Source organism: Rhodococcus sp. 15-2388-1-1a (assembly GCF_002259145.1).
In the GTDB taxonomy this organism is placed as follows: domain Bacteria; phylum Actinomycetota; class Actinomycetes; order Mycobacteriales; family Mycobacteriaceae; genus Rhodococcoides.
In genome coordinates this window covers 50579-71760 of the sequence record NZ_NPFP01000026.1, presented here as the reverse complement: position 1 = coordinate 71760, position 21182 = coordinate 50579, and the positions used below count along the sequence as shown (strand labels likewise).

General features: G+C 65.4%; 17 protein-coding genes. 6 read left to right on the top strand and 11 right to left on the bottom strand.

Features of this window, described 5'->3' with window-relative positions:
• Nucleotides 1-70 precede the first annotated feature (70 nt).
• From CH302_RS16145 to CH302_RS16135, 3 genes are all read left to right on the top strand, one after another.
• On the top strand, nucleotides 71-1639 hold the full coding sequence (locus CH302_RS16145; RefSeq protein WP_037192926.1) for an alpha/beta hydrolase: 1569 nt from the start codon (nucleotides 71-73) through the stop codon (nucleotides 1637-1639).
• 102 nt (nucleotides 1640-1741) lie between these two features.
• On the top strand, nucleotides 1742-3082 hold the full coding sequence (gene glnA / locus CH302_RS16140; protein WP_032379097.1) for a type I glutamate--ammonia ligase: 1341 nt from the start codon (nucleotides 1742-1744) through the stop codon (nucleotides 3080-3082).
• Between the two features lie 129 nt (nucleotides 3083-3211).
• Nucleotides 3212-6259 (top strand): bifunctional [glutamine synthetase] adenylyltransferase/[glutamine synthetase]-adenylyl-L-tyrosine phosphorylase, encoded by a 3048-nt coding sequence (locus tag CH302_RS16135; protein WP_037192924.1) that lies wholly within the window; start codon nucleotides 3212-3214, stop codon nucleotides 6257-6259.
• A gap of 12 nt (nucleotides 6260-6271) precedes the next feature.
• On the opposite strand, the gene CH302_RS16130 is transcribed toward CH302_RS16135, so the two are convergent.
• From CH302_RS16130 to glnA (CH302_RS16110), 5 genes are all read right to left on the bottom strand, one after another.
• Complete coding sequence (locus tag CH302_RS16130) at nucleotides 6272-7255, bottom strand: glycine betaine ABC transporter substrate-binding protein (protein WP_037192922.1); 984 nt, start codon at nucleotides 7253-7255, stop codon at nucleotides 6272-6274.
• The gene (locus CH302_RS16125) at nucleotides 7255-8040 is read right to left on the bottom strand and encodes an ABC transporter permease (RefSeq protein ID WP_037192920.1); all 786 of its coding nucleotides are present in this window, start codon (nucleotides 8038-8040) and stop codon (nucleotides 7255-7257) included. Before CH302_RS16125 ends, CH302_RS16130 begins: the two co-directional genes overlap by 1 nt.
• The gene (locus CH302_RS16120) at nucleotides 8037-9233 is read right to left on the bottom strand and encodes an ABC transporter ATP-binding protein (protein ID WP_037192918.1); all 1197 of its coding nucleotides are present in this window, start codon (nucleotides 9231-9233) and stop codon (nucleotides 8037-8039) included. Before CH302_RS16120 ends, CH302_RS16125 begins: the two co-directional genes overlap by 4 nt.
• A complete protein-coding gene (locus CH302_RS16115; RefSeq protein WP_037192916.1) occupies nucleotides 9226-9876 on the bottom strand; it encodes an ABC transporter permease in 651 nt (216 codons plus the stop codon). Before CH302_RS16115 ends, CH302_RS16120 begins: the two co-directional genes overlap by 8 nt.
• Before the next feature lie 187 nt (nucleotides 9877-10063).
• Nucleotides 10064-11500: a type I glutamate--ammonia ligase gene (gene glnA, locus CH302_RS16110; protein ID WP_032368128.1), complete on the bottom strand. Its 1437-nt coding sequence runs from the start codon at nucleotides 11498-11500 to the stop codon at nucleotides 10064-10066.
• A 167-nt stretch (nucleotides 11501-11667) separates the two neighbouring features.
• Between glnA (CH302_RS16110) and CH302_RS16105 the strand changes: the two genes are divergently transcribed.
• Nucleotides 11668-12132 (top strand): RDD family protein, encoded by a 465-nt coding sequence (locus CH302_RS16105; RefSeq protein WP_037192914.1) that lies wholly within the window; start codon nucleotides 11668-11670, stop codon nucleotides 12130-12132.
• A 40-nt stretch (nucleotides 12133-12172) separates the two neighbouring features.
• Here the strand turns inward: CH302_RS16105 and CH302_RS16100 are convergent, their stop codons facing one another.
• From CH302_RS16100 to sucB, 5 genes are all read right to left on the bottom strand, one after another.
• Nucleotides 12173-12928: a DUF4191 domain-containing protein gene (locus CH302_RS16100; RefSeq protein ID WP_037192911.1), complete on the bottom strand. Its 756-nt coding sequence runs from the start codon at nucleotides 12926-12928 to the stop codon at nucleotides 12173-12175.
• 60 nt (nucleotides 12929-12988) lie between these two features.
• Complete coding sequence (gene lipA, locus CH302_RS16095; protein ID WP_170945989.1) at nucleotides 12989-14002, bottom strand: lipoyl synthase; 1014 nt, start codon at nucleotides 14000-14002, stop codon at nucleotides 12989-12991.
• Nucleotides 14003-14012: 10 nt separating this feature from the next.
• On the bottom strand, nucleotides 14013-14792 hold the full coding sequence (gene lipB / locus CH302_RS16090; RefSeq protein ID WP_037192909.1) for a lipoyl(octanoyl) transferase LipB: 780 nt from the start codon (nucleotides 14790-14792) through the stop codon (nucleotides 14013-14015).
• A 21-nt stretch (nucleotides 14793-14813) separates the two neighbouring features.
• Nucleotides 14814-15704 (bottom strand): TIGR01777 family oxidoreductase, encoded by an 891-nt coding sequence (locus CH302_RS16085; RefSeq protein ID WP_037192907.1) that lies wholly within the window; start codon nucleotides 15702-15704, stop codon nucleotides 14814-14816.
• Nucleotides 15705-15853: 149 nt separating this feature from the next.
• Complete coding sequence (gene sucB / locus CH302_RS16080; RefSeq protein WP_037192905.1) at nucleotides 15854-17635, bottom strand: 2-oxoglutarate dehydrogenase, E2 component, dihydrolipoamide succinyltransferase; 1782 nt, start codon at nucleotides 17633-17635, stop codon at nucleotides 15854-15856.
• 381 nt (nucleotides 17636-18016) lie between these two features.
• On the opposite strand from sucB, the gene CH302_RS16075 reads away from it, so the two are divergent.
• Entirely contained in the window at nucleotides 18017-18358 is a 342-nt protein-coding gene (locus CH302_RS16075; protein ID WP_037192902.1) for a hypothetical protein, read from the top strand.
• A 48-nt stretch (nucleotides 18359-18406) separates the two neighbouring features.
• On the opposite strand, the gene CH302_RS16070 is transcribed toward CH302_RS16075, so the two are convergent.
• A complete protein-coding gene (locus tag CH302_RS16070; RefSeq protein ID WP_037192900.1) occupies nucleotides 18407-19930 on the bottom strand; it encodes a leucyl aminopeptidase in 1524 nt (507 codons plus the stop codon).
• Nucleotides 19931-20047: 117 nt separating this feature from the next.
• Here CH302_RS16070 and gcvT point away from each other — a divergent pair, with 117 nt between their 5' ends.
• On the top strand, nucleotides 20048-21148 hold the full coding sequence (gcvT, locus tag CH302_RS16065) for a glycine cleavage system aminomethyltransferase GcvT (protein WP_037193528.1): 1101 nt from the start codon (nucleotides 20048-20050) through the stop codon (nucleotides 21146-21148).
• The last annotated feature ends 34 nt before the right edge of the window (nucleotides 21149-21182 follow it).

Here is a 21182-nt window from a genome sequence, read left to right as displayed (position 1 = left end):
CTAGTGCTCGGACGACGTCCCCGCCGGGCAGCGGGAGCGGAGCGCCCGAAAGACCTGGCACGATCGTGCCATGAGAACGCGCACCAGGAGCACGGCCGTGGCACTGTCCACGGTCGCCGTGTTGGCCGTCGGCTGCTCGAACTCCGAGCCGACTGCCACTCCCGAGAACTCCGCCGCGCCCGACAGTTCGTCGTCGGCATCGGCCGTCGGTCCGATCCCCTCGGGGCTCGAAGCGTTCTACACCCAGACTCCGGAGTGGGAATCCTGCGACCGGTACAACACCGACGGCAGCGAACTCGGAAGTGCTGTCGAATGCGCGATGGTGACAGTGCCGTTGGACTACGCCGACCCCGAGGGCACAACGATCGAGGTCGCCATCTCGCGGACGAAGGCAACGGGCGAGAAGATCGGATCGGTACTGATGAACCCGGGCGGGCCCGGCTCGTCGGGGCTCTACCTCGCCGGGCAGGCCGAAGGCACCGCGATCGCAGAGCGCTTCGATCGGATCGGCTTCGACCCACGCGGTATCGGAGCATCCGAGCCGGAGGTGCGGTGCCTGACATCCGACGAAGTCGACCAGGAACGTAGCGAACCAGACGTGGACGTCAGCCCCGAGGGCATCGCGGCGACCGAGGCCGAACATCGGGAGTACGCCGCGCAGTGCGTCGAGCGCACCGGGGCGGACGTGCTCGAGCACGTCGGCACCCGGGAAGTGGTGCGCGACATGGACGTCATTCGCGCAGTTCTCGGCGACGAGAAGATGACCTACATCGGCTACTCCTACGGCACCCGGATCGGGACCGCGTACGCCGAGGAGTTCCCGTCGAACGTGCGCGCGATGGTGCTCGACGGTGCGCTCGATCCGGACCAGTCACCCGTCGACGAGGCAGTCGCCCAGGGTGCGGCGTTCCAGACCGCGTTCGATCAGTTCGCGGCGGACTGCGCACAGACCGACACCTGCCCGCTCGGAACCGATCCGGCGCAGGCCGTCGAGCAGTTCCGATCGCTGGTGGAACCGCTGATCGACCGGCCGGCCGAGACGACCGATCCCCGCGGTCTCAGCTACGACGACGCGATCACCGGTACGCAGCAGGCGCTGTACTCACAGCAGCTGTGGCGTCTGCTGCGAGCCGGATTGAACGAACTGCGCGACGGCAGGGGCGACACCCTGCTCCGGCTGGCCGACACCTACTCCGGACGGCTCGAGGACGGCAGCTACACCAACATCGACGACGCGTTCAACGCCGTTCGGTGCGTCGACGGCCCGCCGACCACCGATCGCGCAGCGGCCGACGAGGCAGACGTCAGGTTCCGTGCCGCCGCGCCGTATCTGGACGACGGCCGGGCGACGGGCAATGCGCCGCTCGATCTGTGTGCTTTCTGGCCGGTGCCGAACACCAGCGATCCGCACATCGTCGACGTCGAGGGACTGCCGACGTTGGTGGTGGTCTCGACGACCAACGATCCGGCCACGCCCTACCAGGCAGGTGTGGAGTTGGCCGCTCAGCTGCGTGGCGATCTGGTGACCTACGAGGGCACCCAGCACACGGTCGCCTTCTCGGGGGTCGAGTGCATCGACGATCCGTTGGTGAACTACCTCGTCGATCTGGTTCCGCCGGGGGACGGATTGCGGTGCTGACGTGCTACCTCACGACCCGGGAAGAGTGCTGAGAGTTTCACGAAGTGAGACCGAATTCACGATGTAACACAGATTTAACTCCGTTTGCTTACTCTCGCGTTCATGGATCGTCAAAAGGAATTCGTGCTCCGGACCCTCGAAGAGCGCGACATTCGTTTCGTCCGCCTCTGGTTCACCGACGTCCTCGGGTACCTCAAGTCGGTGGCCATCGCCCCCGCCGAGCTCGAAGGGGCATTCGACGAGGGAATCGGTTTCGACGGTAGCGCCATCGAAGGATTCGCCCGCGTGTCCGAGGCCGACACCGTGGCCAAGCCCGATCCGTCGACGTTCCAGATTCTGCCGTGGTCCACCAGCAAGGGGCACCAGCACTCGGCGCGGATGTTCTGCGACATCGCCATGCCCGACGGCTCGCCGTCCTGGGCCGACTCACGCCACGTGCTGCGTCGCCAGTTGAGCAAGGCCGCGGACCTCGGATTCAGCTGCTACGTGCACCCCGAGATCGAATTCTTCCTGCTCAAGGACGCCCCGCAGGACGGCTCACCGCCGACCCCGGCCGACAACGGCGGTTACTTCGACCAGGCCGTACACGACTCGGCCCCGAACTTCCGCAGGCACGCCATCGACGCGCTCGAGTCGATGGGAATCTCGGTCGAGTTCAGCCACCACGAGGCCGCACCCGGCCAGCAGGAGATCGACCTCCGCTACGCCGACGCATTGTCGATGGCCGACAACATCATGACCTTCCGCTATGTGGTCAAGGAAGTCGCCATCGAAGAGGGTGTGCGCGCGACGTTCATGCCCAAGCCGTTCAGCGATCAGGCCGGTTCGGCGATGCACACGCACATGAGCCTGTTCGAGGGCGACGCCAACGCGTTCCACAACCCGGACGACCCGATGCAGCTCTCGGAGACCGGCAAGTCGTTCATCGCCGGCATCCTCGAACACGCCAACGAGATCAGCGCCGTGACCAACCAGTGGGTCAACTCCTACAAGCGACTCGTGCGCGGCGGCGAAGCACCGACCGCAGCGTCGTGGGGACCGGCGAACCGCTCGGCACTGATCCGCGTGCCGATGTACACCCCGAACAAGGCATCCTCGCGTCGCGTCGAGATCCGGAGCCCCGACTCGGCCTGCAACCCGTACCTGGCGTTCGCGGTGCTGCTCGCTGCCGGTCTGCGCGGAATCGAGAAGGGCTACACCCTGCCGCCCGAGGCCGAGGAAGACGTGTGGGCTCTGACCTCCGCGGAGCGTCGCGCCATGGGCTACAAGGAATTGCCGGGCAACCTCGATCAGGCACTGAACGCGATGGAAGGCTCCGAACTGGTCGCCGAAGCACTGGGCGAGCACGTCTTCGACTTCTTCCTCCGCAACAAGCGTCGCGAGTGGGAGGAGTACCGCAGTCACGTCACGCCGTACGAGCTGAAGGCCTACCTGGGTCTTTAACAGCACGGCGTCGTCATGGGCTACGTTCTAGTCGATCCTTCAATGGTAGTTCCGATGCCGACGCGAGCACCCTCGCGCCGCTGTGTACTGACGACGAGGTAATTCTGTGGCACCCCGAGGTGGATTCTGATGGTGCGTCCTCCGACCTCCAGATCCGTCGTTCCCGGACCGGGCCGTCTCGGCCTCGTCGAAGAAACTGCGCCGTCCGATCTGCGCACCCTCGGCTGGACGGGGGAGGAAAGCCTCGAGCTGCTGTGGTCGCTCTCCCGTGCGCCCAACGCTGACCTCGCTCTGCGCACCCTGGTGCGGATGTACGAACTGCTCGGTGCCGGGTGGGCGGAGTTCGACTCGGCACTACGCACCGACAAGGGATTCCGCGGGCGCATCCTCGGTCTCGTCGGTGCGTCGAGTGCGCTCGCCGATCACCTGGTAGCCGACGACAGCACCTGGCGTCTGCTGCTGACCAAGGCGGGTCAGAGCAGCGGGGTCTCGGCCAAGATCGAGCTCCCCACCAAGGCCACCCTGGTTGCGGAACTGCTCGAGGTCGTCGGGGCCGAGCCCGAGACCGGCCCCAATGCCGCCCCCGCCCTGTATCGCGCGTCCGTCATCGGGCCGCCCGCCGTGATCGCGCTGCGCAAGAAGTACCGCGACCAGATCATGGTGCTGGCGGCGTACGACCTCGCCGCGACCGTCGAGAACGAACCCGTCCTGCCGTACACGGTGGTCGGTTCGCAACTGTCCGACATGGCCGACGCTGCGCTCACTGCTGCGCTGGCCGTTGCCGTGGCCACCGTGTGCCCTGACGCTCCGTGTCCGACGCGTCTGGCCGTTGTCGCGATGGGCAAATGCGGTGCGCGCGAACTCAATTACGTCTCCGACGTCGATGTCGTGTTCGTCGCCGAGCCCGCCGACTCGCAAGCGAGCCGCATCGCCGGTGAGATGATGCGCATCGGATCCTCGGCGTTCTTCGAGGTGGACGCGGCACTGCGGCCCGAGGGCAAGCGCGGCGAGCTGGTCCGCACCCTGGATTCGCACGTCGCCTACTACAAGCGCTGGGCCAAGACCTGGGAGTTCCAGGCGTTGCTCAAAGCTCGCCCCATGACCGGCGACATCGCGCTCGGCAACGACTACGTCGACGCGGTCAACCCGATGGTGTGGTTGGCCAGCCAGCGCGAGGATTTCGTGCCCGAGGTGCGCGCCATGCGGCGTCGAGTCGAGGAGATGGTGCCGCCGGAGCTCCGCGAGCGCGAGATCAAACTCGGACGCGGCAGCCTGCGGGACGTCGAATTCGCCGTCCAGCTCCTGCAATTGGTGCACGGTCGCACCGACGAGTCGTTGCGCGTACTCGGCACGACCGACGCACTGACCGCACTCACCGAGGGCGGCTACGTCGGCCGCGACGACGCTGCGAACCTGACGGCCTCCTACGAGTTTCTTCGGCTGATCGAGCACCGCCTGCAGATGCAGCGGATGCGTCGCACACACACCCTGCCTCCTCAGGACGACGAGGAAGCCCTGCGGTGGCTCGCTCGTTCGGCGCACATGCGACCCGACGGCAACCGCGACGCCCTCGGCGTGCTCAACGCCGAGATCAAACGCAACGCGCAGCGCATCAGGCGGTTGCACGCGAAGCTCTTCTATCGGCCGTTGCTCGACTCGGTGGTCAAGTTCGACTCCGAGACAGTGCGTCTGACCCCCGACGCCGCGACGCGACAGCTCGCCGCACTCGGCTACGCGACCCCGCAGAACGCGTTGGGCCACCTGCGTGCGCTCGTCGGCTCGGGTACCCGCCGCGGTCAGATTCAGGCCGTGTTGCTTCCGACGCTGCTCGAATGGCTTGCCGACACCCCCGATCCCGACGCCGGACTGCTCAACTACCGCAGACTGTCCGAATCGGCGGGGGAGCAGACGTGGTTTCTGCGCGTGCTGCGCGACGAAGGCGCTGTGGCACAACGGCTGATGATCGTGCTCGGCTCCTCGGCCTACGTACCGGACCTGCTGATCAAGGCTCCGGAAGTCATTCGGTTGTTCGCCGATGGACCGACCGGCCCGCGACTGCTCGACGTCGAGCCGGAAGAGACCTACCGCGCCATCCTGTCGTCCTCGGCTCGGTACGAGGACCCGGTGCGAGCCATCAACGCGGCCAGGGCATTACGACGCCACGAACTGGCGCGGGTGGCCTCGGCGGACATTCTGGGAATGCTCGATGTGCCTCAGGTGTGCCGCGCGCTGTCCTCGGTCTGGGCCGCCGTCATCAATGCCGCTCTGGCAGCTGCCATTCGGGCCAGCGAGATCGAGCGCGGCGAACCGGCTCCGGCAACTCTCGCCGTCATCGGCATGGGACGGCTCGGCGGCGGTGAGCTCGGCTACGGCAGCGACGCGGACGTACTGTTCGTCTGCGATCCGGTGGACGGAGTCGACGAGACCGTTGCGGTCAAGTGGGCCAACACCATTGCCGACCGTATCCGGAAGCTGCTCGGTGCGCCCAGCACAGACCCACCCCTCGAGGTGGACACGGGTCTGCGGCCCGAAGGCCGCAACGGCCCGGTGGTGCGCACCCTGGCGTCCTACGCCGCGTACTACTCGCAGTGGGCACAGGCCTGGGAAGTGCAGGCGCTGCTGCGCGCACATCAGGTCGCCGGAGACCAGGATCTCGGAATCCGATTCCTGCTCATGGCCGACAAGGTGCGCTACCCCGAGGGCGGCGTGTCCGCCGACGCGGTCCGCGAAATTCGACGCATCAAGGCGCGCATCGACTCCGAGCGTCTGCCCAAGGGGGCCGACCCCGCCACCCACACCAAGCTCGGACGTGGCGGACTGGCAGACATCGAGTGGACCGTTCAGCTCATTCAGCTCAGGTACGCGCACAAAGTCCTGACGCTGCACAACACCTCGACCCTGCAGTCACTCGACGCCATCGGTGCGGCCGAGCTGATGAGCGAAACCGACGTCGAATTGCTCAGGGAGGCATGGATCCTGGCGACGAAGGCGCGCAACGCACTGGTACTGGTCCGCGGTAAGCCGACCGATCAGCTGCCGGCACCGGGAGCTGTGCTCTCCGCAGTCGCACAGGTGGCGGGCTGGGAGAACGGCGACGCCGGAGCGTTCCTCGACAACTACCTGCGCGTGACGCGTCGGGCAAAGGCAGTGGTGGAGCGGACCTTCGGCGGGAACTAGTCCCGTCTGTCTCTAATCACTGCCGACGGTGACGAACCCCTGCTGAACCATCCAGTCCCGTGCCACGTCCGCAGGCTCGCGCCCGTCGATGTCGACCTGCTTGTTCAGCTCGGAAATGGCCTCGTTGGTCAACGCAGCCGAGATCGGCGCGGTCACCTCGGCGATCTCGGGGTACTGATCGGCAACCTCCTGGCGGATGATGACGGTCGCGTTGTAGCGCGGGAAGAACGACTTGTCGTCCTCGACAACCGTCAGATTCAGGCCCTTGATACGTCCGTCGGTGGTGAACACCTCACCGAACCTGCACTGCGCGCCCTCGGCCGTGGCCTGATAGATGACGCCGGTCTGCAGAATCTGCACCGGCAACGTGCTCGCGTCGAACCCGTACGTGGCGGCGAGCCCGGGCAATCCGTCCTGGCGACTGTTGAATTCGGTCTCCACACACAGTGCGCCTGCGGCGGGGTCGCGGTTCACAAGAGCGGCGTAGTCGGACAGGGTGCGCACCCCGGTCTCCTGTGCAACCTGCTGATTCATGGCCAACGCATACGTGTTGTCCATCGGTGCCGGGTTGACCCAGTCGATGCCGTTGGCCTTGTCCGCGTCGCGCACGGCCTCGAACTGCTCGGTGGCGTCGGGAATGGGGGTTTCGTTGCCCAGGAAGTTGATCCAGCCGGTGCCGGTGTACTCGTAGGCAACGTCCACCTGGCCGCTCTGCATGGCCAGCCGCACGCTCTGCGAGCCGGCGATGTTGGTCAGGTCACGAACGTCGGCACCGGCCGCGCTCAACGCGAATTCGAGGATGTAGCCGAGGATGATCTGCTCGGTGAAGTCCTTGGAACCGACGGTGAACTGGGCACCTTCGAGGCCGGGGAGCGGGGTGATGCTTCCCGGTTCGACCGACAACGGCATGGCACCGCCGGATTGCAGTCCGCATCCCGAGAGCGCCAGTGTTGCCGCAGCGCACAGAGCCGCGAGTCGTCGAGTGGTGCGCCGCATCAGCGGAGTCCTTTCGGTCCGAGGAATGCCTCGGCGAGTGCGCCCAGCCAATCGACCAGAAGTGCGAGAGCGACGGCAAGAACCGCTCCCACCACCAGGATGATCGGTTGGTTGAGCTTGTAGCCGGTATCGATCAACACGCCCAGACCGCCCGCTCCGACGAGGAAGCTCAGGGTCGCGGTGCCCACGGCCAACACGAGTGAGGTACGCAGACCGGCGAGAATGAACGGAACCGCGAGGGGAAACTCGATGCGCCGCAGGATGCCCATGTTCGACATGCCCTGTCCGCGTGCGGCATCGATGTAGTTGGGATCGACTGTCTGGAAGCCCAACATGGTGTTCCGCAGCACCGGAAGCAGCGAGTAGAACGCGATGGGCAGAACGCCCGCAGTGAATCCGGTCCATCCGGTGGCCAGGAACAACAGCACGAGCAATCCGACTGCCGGCGCTGCCTGACCGATGTTGGCGATACCGATGAACAGCGGAGCCAGCTTTCGATACCCGGGCCGCGTCAGCAGAATCCCGAGCGGTACCGAGATGGCGAGTACGAGTGCCGTCACGACGAACGTGATCGCCACGTGCTCGCGGACGGCAGTGGTGATGCTGCCGGCGTTCAGGGTGCCCGACTGGGTGGCGGTGAGGTCCCGGCTGAACGTGTAGACCAGCAGCGCCGCCACGATGACGAGAACGACGACCGGCTGGATGAGAAGCCGTAGTCGCTCGGCGCGCTTGGCGGCTCGCGCGGTGTCTTTCGTGTCGTCGCCGGTATCTGCGAGTGTGGTCACGACGGCGTCCCGACGTCGCTGCGCGCCTCGTCGTGATCGTTCGCGTGCTGAGACCGCAGGGATTTGATGGTGTCGATCAGTACGTCGATCGTCACGGTGCCGACGTACTCGCCGCGGTTGCCGGTCACTGTGGCCGTCGCGTTGCCCTCGGACAGCAGCGCTTCCAGTGCGTCCTGCAGGGTGGATTGCGTCGAGACCATCTCACCCATCGGCACACCGACGTCGCGCAGGCTCCCCACTCCGACGAGGTGGCGTCGATCGGTCCAGCGGAGCGGGCGCTTCCGTGCGTCGAGGATGATTCCCCACGCCTCGGGATCGGAGCCCAGAGCGGTGTTCATCGTCTCCACCGAATCGTCCTCGCCGAAAACAGGGACGTCGGACAGTTCGATGTCGCGTACCCGCATCAAGGTCAACTGCTTCAATGCCGCTCCGGCACCGACGAAACCGGCGACGGTGTCGTCTGCGGGGTTGGCGAGAACGGCCTCCGGAGTGTCGTACTGGAGGATGGTCGACTGGTTGCCCAGAACGGCGATCCGGTCGCCGAGTTTCACGGCCTCGTCGAAGTCGTGGGTCACGAACACGATGGTCTTGCCCAGTTCCGCCTGCAGCCGCATCAACTCGTCCTGCAGCAGTCCTCGGGTGATCGGATCGACCGCGCCGAAGGGCTCGTCCATCAGCAACACCGGGGGATCGGCGGCGAGAGCGCGGGCGACGCCGACACGCTGCTGCTGGCCACCCGAGAGCTGGCGCGGATAGCGCTGCCGGTACACCGCCGGATCGAGCCCGACGAGATCGAGCATCTCGTCGGTGCGATCGTCGATGCGCTTCTTGTTCCACCCGATGAGCCCGGGCACCATGCCGACGTTCTGCGCGATCGTCATGTGCGGGAACAGACCCGCCTGCTGAATGGAGTAGCCGATGGTGCGACGCAACTCGTTGGGGTCGATCGAGAGCGCATCCTTGCCGCCGATGGTGATGCGGCCCGACGTCGGCTCGATCAGCCGGTTGATCATGCGCATCGTCGTCGTCTTGCCACAGCCCGAGGGCCCGACCAGAACGACGACCTCGCCGGCGGGAATCGTCATGGACACGTTGTCCACCGCCGCGAGCTTCTGGCCCGGGTAGCTCTTGGTCACGTTCTCGAGCACGATTTCCGCGCCGGAGACGTTCGATGTACGGGTCGAGTCACTCACGGATACCCCTCGAGGTGGTCAGTTTGCCGATCAACACGTAGATCCCGTCCAGGATCAACGCCAGCAGGACGATCAGGACAGTGCCGGTGAGGGCCTGCGGTAGGGCCGTTGGGCTGCCTACGCGTGCGAGCCCGGAGAACAACAGGTTGCCCAGGCCAGGGCCCTTCGCATACGCAGCGATGGCCAGGATGCCCATGGCCATCTGCGTGCTGATTCTCATCCCGGTGAGAATCGACGGCCAGGCGAGAGGGATTTCGATGCGCCGCAGCACCAGCGTGCGACTCATGCCGATACCGCGGGCGGCGTCGGCGACGGCCGGATCGACTGCCGCCAGCCCGACCACGGTGTTGCGAATGATGGGCAGCAGGGAATAGAGGACCAACGCAGTCACCGTGGGCCGCACGCCCAATCCCATGATGGGGATGAGAACACCCAGCAGCGCGAACGAGGGGATCGTCAGGATCGTGCTCGCGAGCGCCGTCGCGATCGCCGACCCAGCGGGGCTGCGGTAGACGAGAACTCCGATTGCGACCCCGATGACGGTGGCGATGACGACGCACTGCACGACCGCCGAGACATGCAGATAGGAGTCGATCGCCAGTTGCCTTCGCCGTCCGACGATGAATTCCCACAGTGCATCCATGCAGTTGTCGTCCTCTGTTCGCCGGTAGCGGATAAATACCTTTACCCCGCGTACCGACTATCAAACTCCGACCGGTACGAATTCTTTTGTCGCTTGCCCGAAACGACGCCGAACGGAAACAATCGAGAACGCGACAACGCCCGGCCGAAAAGATTCGGCCGGGCGTTGTCGGTGAGTAATCAGACGATCACACGTCGTAGTACAGCGAGAACTCGTACGGGTGCGGACGCAGGTTCACCGGAGCGATTTCCTGTTCGCGCTTGAGCGAGATCCAGGTCTCGATCAGGTCGGTGGTGAACACGCCACCCTCGGTGAGGTAGTCGTGATCGGCCTCGAGTCGGTCGATCACGGCATTCAGCGAGGTAGGTGCCTGAGGAATGTTCTTGGCTTCCTCGGGCGGCAACTCGTAGAGGTCCTTGTCGACCGGAGCCATCGGTTCGATCTTGTTCTTGATTCCGTCCAGACCAGCCATCATCTGAGCGGCGAAGTTCAGGTAGGGGTTACCCGAGGAGTCCGGCGCACGGAACTCGAGGCGCTTGGCCTTGGGGTTGTTGCCGGTGATCGGGATACGAACCGCGGCAGAGCGGTTGCGCTGGCTGTAGACCAAGTTGATGGGGGCCTCGTAGCCCGGCACCAAGCGGTGGTACGAGTTGATCGTCGGGTTGGTGAACGCCAACAGCGACGGCGCGTGGTGCAGGATGCCGCCGATGTAGTGGCGTGCGAGATCCGACAGTCCGGCGTATCCGGCCTCGTCGTGGAAGAGAGGCTTGCCGTCCTTCCACAGCGACTGGTGGACGTGCATACCCGAGCCGTTGTCGCCGAAGAGCGGCTTCGGCATGAATGTTGCCGACTTGCCGTTCTGCCACGCGGTGTTCTTGACGATGTACTTGAACAGCTGCAGGTCGTCCGCTGCGCGAAGCAGCGTGTTGAACTTGTAGTTGATCTCCTGCTGGCCGCCGGTGCCGACCTCGTGGTGCGCACGCTCGAGCTCGAAGCCCGCGTTCTGCAGGTTGGTCGAGATCTGGTCGCGCAGGTCGACGTAGTGGTCGTACGGAGCGACGGGGAAGTAGCCACCCTTGAAGCGCACCTTGTAGCCGAGGTTCGGGCTTCCGTCGGCCTCGGTCTCGGCTCCGGTGTTCCACCAACCCGAGGACGAATCGACCTCGTAGAACGCGCCGTTCGCCTGCGAATCGAAGCGCACGGAATCGAAGATGTAGAACTCGGCCTCGGCACCGAAGTACGCGGTGTCGGCGATGCCGGTGCTGGCCAAGTACTCCTCGGCCTTACGTGCGACGTTGCGCGGGTCGCGGCTGTAGGCCTCACGCGTGAACGGATCGTGAACGAAGAAGTCGATGTTCAGCGTCTTGGCATTGCGGAAGGGATCGACCTGAGCGGTGGCGTAGTCCGGAAGCAGAATCATGTCGGACTCGTGAATGGACTGGAAGCCGCGGACGGACGAGCCGTCGAACGCAAGGCCGTCTTCCAGCGTGTCCGCCGTGAACGCCTTGGCGGCGATCGAGAAGTGCTGCTGTGCACCCGGCAGATCCGTGAACCGGATGTCGACGTATTCGATTCCTTCATCCGCGATGAACTTGATGACCTCTTGGGCCGTGGAAAACGCCACGCTTTTGCTCCTTTGTTGAGTCCGTCGACCTGACGGTATGGACTTGGTGTTGCCCGCCCGTCAAGCTCGTGTTTCGCCCGTGTTACGCGTCCTGGTTCACGAGTGGCACGAACAACAGTACGTCCGCGTGTTTTCCCGTGTGCCCGTCCGCGCCTATCCTGGAAATCATGGCACGAATGACAGGGTCCTGGTTGTCCGGACCGGCGGCCGCGAACCCGCGTGAACCTCAGAACTTCCGCGGGGAGGAGTTGGGCCTTCCGAAGCAGGGCGTCGGCGCGCTGGCCGGCACGGGACGTCGAATCCTCGCGCTGGTGCTGGATTGGACGATGGCCACCGGCGTGGCGTCGCTGATTCTCGGTGGTTACACCACGAGCGGACTGATCTCGACGATCGTGCTCGCCGTGTGGTTCGGCGTCGGACTGGTGAGCGTCTCGCTGTTCTCGTTCACCCCTGGCCAGTTCATCGTCGGTATTCAGGTGGCACGCATCGACGCGCAGGCGCGGGTCGGCTTCGTGCGCGCGCTGGTGCGCCAGTTGATTCTGCTGTTCGTCGTCCCGGCCGTAGTCACGGACATGGACGGCCGAGGCATGCACGACCGCGCAACGGGAACAGCCCTGCTGCGGGCCCGCTGAGGGGTCGTCGCACCAGGGCTGTCCGAGTGATCGTGAGAGGCTAGCGGCGTTTCATGGTGCGCTGAACGCCCTTCATCTTGGCTCCGCCGGGAATGGGTCCCTTCGGCATCGCCGGGCCCCCCTTGGTGCCCAATGCGGAGAGCCGCGACTCGATGGTGTCCATGCGCTTGCCGTCGATGTTCTTCGGCAACTTGGACAGATACTTCTGCAGACCCGAGAGCGGAATCTGGTTCTCTTCGTTGCCGACGATGATGTCGTAGATCGGAGTGTCGCCCACCAGGCGGGCGGTCTTCTTCTTCTCCTGAGCCAACAGTGACTTCACGCGATGCGGTGCACCCTCGGCTACGAGAATGACACCGGGCTTGCCGATGACGCGATGCACCGCGTCGAGATGGGTGGTTCCGGCGATTGCGTTGGTCACCCGCCACGATCCCTGCAGATTGTCCAGGGCCCACGCGGCCGCGCCGGCCTGACCGTCGGCCTTCTTGTACACCGACTTCTGCACGCGGCGTCCGAAGATGATGAACGCGACCAGGACGCCCAGGAGCAGTCCGATGGGGAGCAGGAACCACTGGAAATCGAAGGCCAGGCCGATGAGGAATCCGAGGAGCCCCAGCCCGACCACCGCGCCGATCATCAGCGGAAGGAGAACCTTGTCGTCCTTGCGCTGCATCTGAAACGCCTGCCAGAGCTGCTTGCGCCGTTCCCTCGATGCCTGCTTGCGCGCTGCCTTGGCAGCCGCTTTTGCTTCCTTGCTGGGCTTTGCTGCTTTGCCAGCCTTACTGCCGTTCGCCATACCTCACAGGATACGTCCTGTGCCGGCGCTCACTCGCACCGCGCCGGGTTGAGGCGAGGATCAGCGAGCAGCCAGTCGTGCCATCAGCGAACTGGCCTCCTGTGACGCTTCGCCACCGTCGGTCAGGTGGCTCATGCTCTCGGGAAGCTGGCGGCCGTGATGTGCCATGGCCTGTGCGTAGAGGCGTCCGGCTCGGTAGGAGGAGCGGACCAACGGCCCGGCCAACACACCGGCAAAGCCGATTTCGGTCGCGTAATCGGAGTGCTCGACGAACTCCTCCGGCTTGACCCAACGCTCGACCGGATGGTGGCGCGGCGACGGGCGCAGGTACTGGGTGATGGTCAGGATGTCGCATCCGGCCTCGTGCAGGTCGCGAATGGCTTCCTGAACCTCTTCCGGGGTCTCACCCATGCCGAGGATCAGGTTGGACTTGGTGACCAGACCGTCGTCGCGGGCTGCGGTGATGACGTCCATCGACCGCTGGTATCGGAAGGCCGGACGGATGCGCTTGAAGATGCGCGGCACCGTCTCGACGTTGTGAGCCAACACCTCGGGCCGTGACGAGAAGACCTCGGCCAACTGATCGGGCTTGGCATTGAAGTCCGGGATGAGCAGCTCGACGCCGGTGTTCGGATTGAGCTTCTTGATGTACCGAACCGTCTCGGCGTACAGCCACGCGCCGCCGTCCTCCAGATCGTCCCGAGCGACTCCGGTGATCGTGGAGTAGCGCAGACCCATGGCCTGCACGCTCTCGGCCACCCGGCGCGGCTCGTCTCGATCGAGATCCTCCGGCTTGCCGGTGTCGATCTGACAGAAATCGCAACGGCGGGTGCATTGCTCACCGCCGATGAGGAAGGTCGCTTCGCGATCTTCCCAGCATTCGTAGATATTGGGGCAGCCGGCTTCCTCGCACACCGTGTGCAGACCTTCACGCTTCACAAGACCCTTGAGCTCGGTGTATTCCGGGCCCATCTTGGCTTTGGTCTTGATCCAGTTGGGTTTGCGTTCGATGGGGGTCTCCGCGTTTCGGATCTCGAGGCGGAGCAGCTTGCGTCCTTCTGGGGCCACAGTCACAGCTTCGATGCTACGCGCCGAAGCGGACCGTCGTGAACTGCGGGTTGATCGACGCCTCCGTGAGCGCCGGATGCTCGATCTCGTGATCCTGCACGGGCATCGACCCGTCGAGCGCAGCCAGAACGGCCTCGGTCACAGCAGCGGTGACCTCGGCGACGGTGACGTCTCGGCCCAGCTCCAGCGACAGCGACGTCACACCCGCATCGGCGATGCCGCACGGCACGATCGCATCGAAACCGGTCATGGCCGCGTTGCAGTTCAGTGAGAAACCGTGCAGCGTCACTCCGCGCTGAACACGGACCCCGATCGCCGCGATCTTGCGTTCGGGCAGCCACACGCCGTCTCTCGGCTGCGCGGCGAGCCACACCCCGGACCTACCGTCGACGCGCCCGCAGCCGATGCCGTAGGCGGACACGACGGAGATCAGAGCTTCTTCGATACGGCGTACGTACCTGACGACGTCGATGGGCTGCGCGAGCTTGACGATGGGGTACCCGACCAACTGGCCGGGACCGTGCCAGGTGATCTTGCCGCCGCGATCGACCTCGACAACGGGGGTACCGTCCCGCGGCATGTCCTCCTCGGAGGTACGCCTGCCCGCCGTGTAGACGGACGGATGCTCGAGCAGCAGCATCGTGTCGGAGCCGGTACCGTCCGCCCGGGCACCGGCCAGCTCGCGCTGCAGTGCCCACGCCTCCGTGTACTCGACGGTGCCCAACTCCCGCACCACGACCGGCTCGGAGCTCGCGCGTGCCGACACGGCGACCGACGAAGAGTTCGCATCACTCATGAATCGGAACGGTACGCCGCGTCAGCCACCCACAGCCACCCGCAGTGCCTCTCCCACGGTGTTGTGCTCGAACGTGTAGCCCGCGTCCTCCAGGGCTTTCGGAATGGCGCGTGGGCCGGTGAGAATGGCTTCCTCGGCGAACTCGCCGATGACGGCCTTCAGCGCGAAGCCGGGGACGACCCAGGGTGCCGGACGGTGCACCGCGCGCGACATCGCGCTGTTGAACTGTGCGTTGGTCACCGGAGTTGGACCGACCATGTTGACCGGTCCACGCAGGGAGTCGTTCTCGATACCGTGGACGATGGCACCGATCTCGTCTTCCAAGGAAATCCACGGGAAGTACTGGCGTCCACTGCCGAGCCGCCCGCCGAGGGCGAACAGATACAGCGGGCGAAGCTTGCCCAACATTCCGCCGCGCTGCGACAGCACGACACCGCTGCGCAGCATGATCGTGCGGACACCGGCTTCCGACGCCGCTGTCGTGGCATTCTCCCAATCGCGACAGACCTCGGCCAGAAATCCGTCACCGACGGGAGCCGTCTCGTCGACCACTCGATCGCCCGTGTCGCCGTAGAAGTTGACGCCGCTGGCATTGATCAGGGTGGGTACACCCGCGTCGGCGGCAGCCCCGGCGAGAACCTCGGTGGGAGCGATGCGACTGTCTCGCACCAGCTGCTTGTACGCACCGGACCACCTCTTGTCGCCGATTCCGACACCACAGAGGTTGACGATCGCGTCGGCACCATCGAGCGCGGCCGCGTCGATGCTCCCGCGCGACGGATCCCACTGCGACTCGTCCGGCCCCGCCGGCGATCTCCGAACCAGGCGGGTGACGTCGTGGCTACGACCCCGCAGCGCTGCGACCAGGGCAGTGCCGATCAAACCCGATGAACCTGCAATGACTACGCGCATGTGAACGAAAGCCTCCTTGACGCAAACGGGGCATCATTCGCGAACGAATGATGCCCCGGATGCACGGTTCGTGCCCCTCTTGTCGAGACTCCGATGCGAATGTTTCGCGCTCTCACGAGAATACGTGAGAGGCGCGATTCGCCGGTTGCCTACAGGCCGAGATCGGCCTCGAACGACGCCACTTCGAGACGCTGCTTGATCGTCGTCAGGAAGCGTCCGGCGTCGGCTCCGTCCACCAGACGGTGGTCGTAGGTGAGCGGCAGGTAGCACATCGAGCGAACACCGATCGACTCGTTGCCCGAGTCGTCCTTGACGACGACCGGACGCTTGACGATCGCACCCGTGCCCAGCATGGCCGCCTGTGGCGGAACCAGGATCGGGGTGTCGAACAGCGCGCCCTGGCTGCCGATGTTGGTGATGGTGAACGTGCCACCGGACAGCTCGTCGGGCTTCAGTCCGCCCGAGCGTGCACGGGAGGCGATGTCGTTGATCGCCCGAGCCAGTCCGGCGAGCGACAGGTCGCCCGCATTGTGGATGACGGGGGAGAGCAGACCCTGCTCGGTGTCCACGGCGATACCGAGGTGGACATCGGCGTGGTACGTGATCTCCTTGGCGTCCTCGTTGATGCTCGCGTTGACGTTGGGGTGCGCCTTGAGAGCCTCCACGACCGCCTTCGCGAAGAACGGCAGGTACGTCAGGTTGACGCCCTCGTTCTCGGCGAACTTCGCCTTCGCCTTGGTCCGCAGACCGGCGATCTTCGTCACGTCGACCTCGAAGGTCTGCGTGAGCTGTGCAGACGTCTGCAGCGACTCACGCGTCTTCTTCGCGGTGATCTGCCGAATCCGGTTGATCTTCTGCGTGGTTCCGCGAAGATGCGCGAGCTCCGGACGAACACCTGCGGTGGCCGGGGCAGCGGGCTTCGATGCGGCGGCGGGCGCAGCAGCGGTGGCCGGAGCGGCCGGAGCCTTCTTGGCCTCGGCTGCGGCGAGCACATCCTGCTTGCGGATGCGTCCACCGACACCGGTGCCCTTCACGGTCGACAGGTCGACGTCGTTGTCCGACGCCAGCTTGCGCACCAGGGGAGTGACGTACGGGCTGGAATCACCCGAGGGTGCCGACTCCTTGGCGGGAGCTGCCTTGGGAGCCTCCTGCTTGGGCTCGGCCTTCGGAGCTTCCTGCTTGGGAGCCTCTTCCTTCTTGGGCTCTTCCTTCTTCGGCTCTTCCTTCTTCGGCTCTTCGGCCTTCGGAGCCTCGGGCTCCGGGGTGGCCTCGGGCTCGGGGGCCTTCTCGGCCGGCGATCCCGATCCGATGACGGCGAGCTGGCCACCGACGGCGACCGTGTCGTCTTCCTCGGCGGAGATCTCGAGCAGAGTTCCGGCGACCGGAGACGGGATCTCGGTGTCGACCTTGTCGGTGGACACCTCGAGCAGCGGCTCGTCGACAGCAACCTCGTCACCGACAGCCTTGAGCCACCGAGTCACGGTGCCCTCGGTGACGGACTCGCCCAACTCGGGCATCGTCACCGGCGTGCCGGATCCGGACGAGTCGGACGATGCACTCGCTGCGGGTGCCTCCTCCTCGGCCTGCGGCTCGGGCTCGGCTGCGGGAGTGGGCTCCTCGGCAGCTTCCTCGGGTGCCGATTCCTCGGCGGGCGCTGCGTCCTCGGCCGGTGCATCGGACGAGGGAGCCTCGCCTGCGTCACCGATCTGGGCGAGCTCGCCACCGATCTCGACGGTGTCGTCTTCCTGAGCGACGATCTTGGTCAGGACACCGGCTGCAGGCGACGGGATCTCGGTATCGACCTTGTCCGTGGAGACTTCGAGCAATGGCTCGTCGACTTCGACGGTGTCGCCTTCTTGTTTGAGCCACCTCGTGACAGTTCCCTCGGTGACGCTCTCACCAAGAGCTGGCATCTGGACGGAGAAGGCCATGTCTGTTGACTCCTCGACAGTTGTATGCGGGTGATGTGGTTCGACGACTTGTGGTCGCAGACCATTGTGCTGGCGGAACAGGGTTCATGGACGAGAGTTGCGTGATTCGGTTCGACGGAGGCCCCGGTGCACACGGCACCGATCGAGCGTGTTCGGCTCGACACAGCGCCCACGTGGACACTCCCTCTCGGCAATTCACTCACTCACTCACTTCACGAGCCTTGGTTCACTATCAAGAGAGCTGAACCCTCTAATGTCATCCTTCCATTGTTATCGCCTCGCCGTTCCCCTAGGGCGTGCAACACGCCTGGCAAACTGGCGGGTAACAACATTCCGGCACCAGAACCGGTGATCCATCGGCCGTACGAAAAGGATGTTCTCGTGGGATTGTTCGATCGACTCAAGCGCAGCGGCGGGGGCGCGAAACGGGCCCCGGAGGGGTCGGTTGCCCAGTACCTGGCCGATTGGACCGCGGCGCGAATCGGTGTCGAGGCCTACGTCGAGCCGAAGACGACGGTCACCCCGCTGACCGTCGTACTGGTCGCGAACGACGGCGAATGGACCCGTCGGCCGCTCGATGAAAAATATGCACGAAAGATCGGACCCGACCTGAAGATCCCGGTCTACGACGTCCGCAAGACCGGGTATCCCCAGCGCATGCGCGACCACGACGCTCGCCAGAAGATCATCAGGAAGCGCGAGCAGCAGCAGCGCGATCTCTGACCTCACCCGTGCGTGCGGGCGACGATCCGCACGCACGGTCGAGCGCGATCAGCCGTTCTCGACGATGTCCTCGAGGACCGCGAACATCGTCCGCACGGGAACACCGGTGCCGCCCTTGCCGGTGTATCCGAAGGGGCCACCGGTGTTGTACGCCGGACCCGCGACGTCGATGTGAGCCCACTCGACGCCGTCGGCGACGAATTCCTTCAAGAACAGGGCGGCGGCCAGCATTCCACCGGCCCGGCCGTTGGTGACGTTCGCCAGATCGGCCACCTTGGAATCGAGTTCGCGTCGGATCTCCTTCGGCAACGGCATCGCCCATGCGTTTTCGCCGATGGCCTGAGAGATCTCGGCGACGCGGTCGCGGAAGTCCTCGGTGCCCATGACCCCCGGAGTTCGATTGCCGAGTGCGACCACCTGAGCGCCGGTCAGTGTCGCGGTGTCGATGAGGTAATCCGGATCGTCCTCGCAGGCGCGCACGATCGCGTCGGCCAACACCAGGCGGCCTTCGGCGTCGGTGTTGATGACCTCGACGGTGATGCCGCCGTACTGGGTCAGGACATCGCCCGGACGCTGCGCGGTGCCCGACGGCATGTTCTCGGCCATCGGCACCGTCGCGATGACATCGAGTGGCAGACCGACCTTCGCGGCCAGGATCACCGTCGCGATGACCGCAGCCGCGCCGCCCATGTCCGAGGTCATGTTCTCCATGCCCGCAGCGGGTTTGATGGAGATGCCGCCGGTGTCGAACGTGATTCCCTTGCCCACCAGGGCGACCTTCTTCGCGCCCCGCTTACCGCCCGAATGCGTCAGCCGAACCAGTCGCGGCAGGCGTGAAGAACCCTTGCCGACGCCGTGAATGCCGCCGTAGCCGTCCTTCTCCAGTGTCTTGTCGTCGAGGATCTCGACCTTCAGGCCCGCTGCCGTACCCAGGGCCTTGGCCTGCGCCGCGAACTCCTCCGGGTAGAGGTGGCTCGGCGGGGTGTTGACGAAATCGCGCGCTACGGCGACGGATTCGGCAATGGCGAGCGATCGTGCCAGCTCGTTCTTGGCGTCCTTGGAGCGGGTGTCGGGAACGATCAACTCGACGCGGGCGAGGGGAAGCGCGTCGGACTTCGGTGCCGACAAGGCCGACTTGAACTCGGTGAACTGATATGCGCCGAGAAAGAAGCCTTCAGCGGCCGCACCGAGGTCGAGTGCCGACAGCGTCGTTGCGGCCGTATCGACGCCTTTCAGCGCACGAGCTGCGGTTCCGGCCGACTGGCGGATGCGCTCGCTGTCGATGTCGGCTGCACTGCCGAGGCCGACCGCCAGCACGCTGTCCACGGACAGGCCGGGCGGTGCCGGAATGCGCACCAGCTCGTCGGCCTTGCCGGTGGCGCCGACGGACTCGAAAGAGTCCAGCAACGCAGCGGCGACGGCGTCGTCGGAAATGTCGTCGGTGATGGCGAGTTCGAGTCCGTCGTCACTCGTACTCAGCGCGACGACGAGAACGTCGACTTTCTTACCGAGCTTGCCCGCGAGGACCAGGTCGGGTCCGAGAGTGCGGGAAGGCGTCGAGGGTGAAGGCACGTGGCTGCTCCTGTAGGGGTTGACGTGTACGTACCCCGATCCTAATGACGACTCGTCGCCGGACGCAGTCGGTCTGCCGGGCCCGCAACGGCCGCCATGTGAGCTAGCGTGACCGCCATGACCGACACCGAGCTGATCGAGGGACCACTTCACGCCGTGCACACCGAATTGGGCGCGACATTCGCACCTTTCGGCGGCTGGACCATGCCGGTGTCGTATGCCGGTGTCGTCGTCGAGCACACGGCAGTGCGAGAGGCCGTTGGCCTCTTCGACGTCGGGCATCTCGGCAAGGCGTCGGTGACCGGACCCGGAGCGGCTGCGTTCGTGAACTCCGTGCTCACCAACGATCTGAACCGAATCGAACCGGGCAAGGCGCAGTACACCCTGTGCTGCACCGAATCCGGCGGTGTCGTCGACGACCTGATCGCGTACTACGTCTCGGACGAGGACGTCTTCCTGGTGCCGAACGCAGCCAACACGGCGGCGGTCGTCGCGGCGATGGCAGAGCAGGCACCCGACGGGGTTTCGGTGGTGAACCAGCATCGTGAGTTCGGAGTGCTCGCCGTGCAAGGACCGAAATCGACCGAGGTCCTGCAGGAACTGGGGCTGCCGACGGACATGGACTACATGGCATTCGAGGACGCCACCTGGAATTCGGTGGCGGTCCGCGTCTGCCGGACCGGATACACCGGCGAACACGGCTACGAGCTCGTTCCTCCCGCAGGAGATGTGGAACCGCTCTTCCGGGCACTCATGGCTGCCGTGCGATCGCGCGGAGGCCAGGTGTGCGGGCTCGGTGCACGCGACACGTTGCGCACCGAGATGGGGTACCCGTTGCACGGACACGAACTGGCACTGGATATCTCGCCGCTCGAGGCGCGCTGCGGCTGGGCGATCGGGTGGAAGAAGGACACGTTCTGGGGCAAGGAAGCCCTGTCCACCGAGAAGGCGAGCGGACCGGCGCGAGTGCTGCGCGGACTGAAGGCCCTCGAACGCGGTGTGCTGCGCCCCGGCCTCGCCGTCAGGGCTTCGGGACAGCAGATCGGAACGACGACGTCCGGCACGTTCTCGCCGTCGCTCAAGATCGGAATCGCACTCGCCCTGCTCGACGCGGAAGCCGCTCCTGAGGTGGGCACGGAGGTCGAGGTCGACGTTCGTGGGCGAGCGTTGCGCTGCGAAGTGGTCGCGCCGCCGTTCGTCGCAGCGAAGACCAGGTGACCGCGCGAGAGCTCAGTGACGTTGACGATAGGAT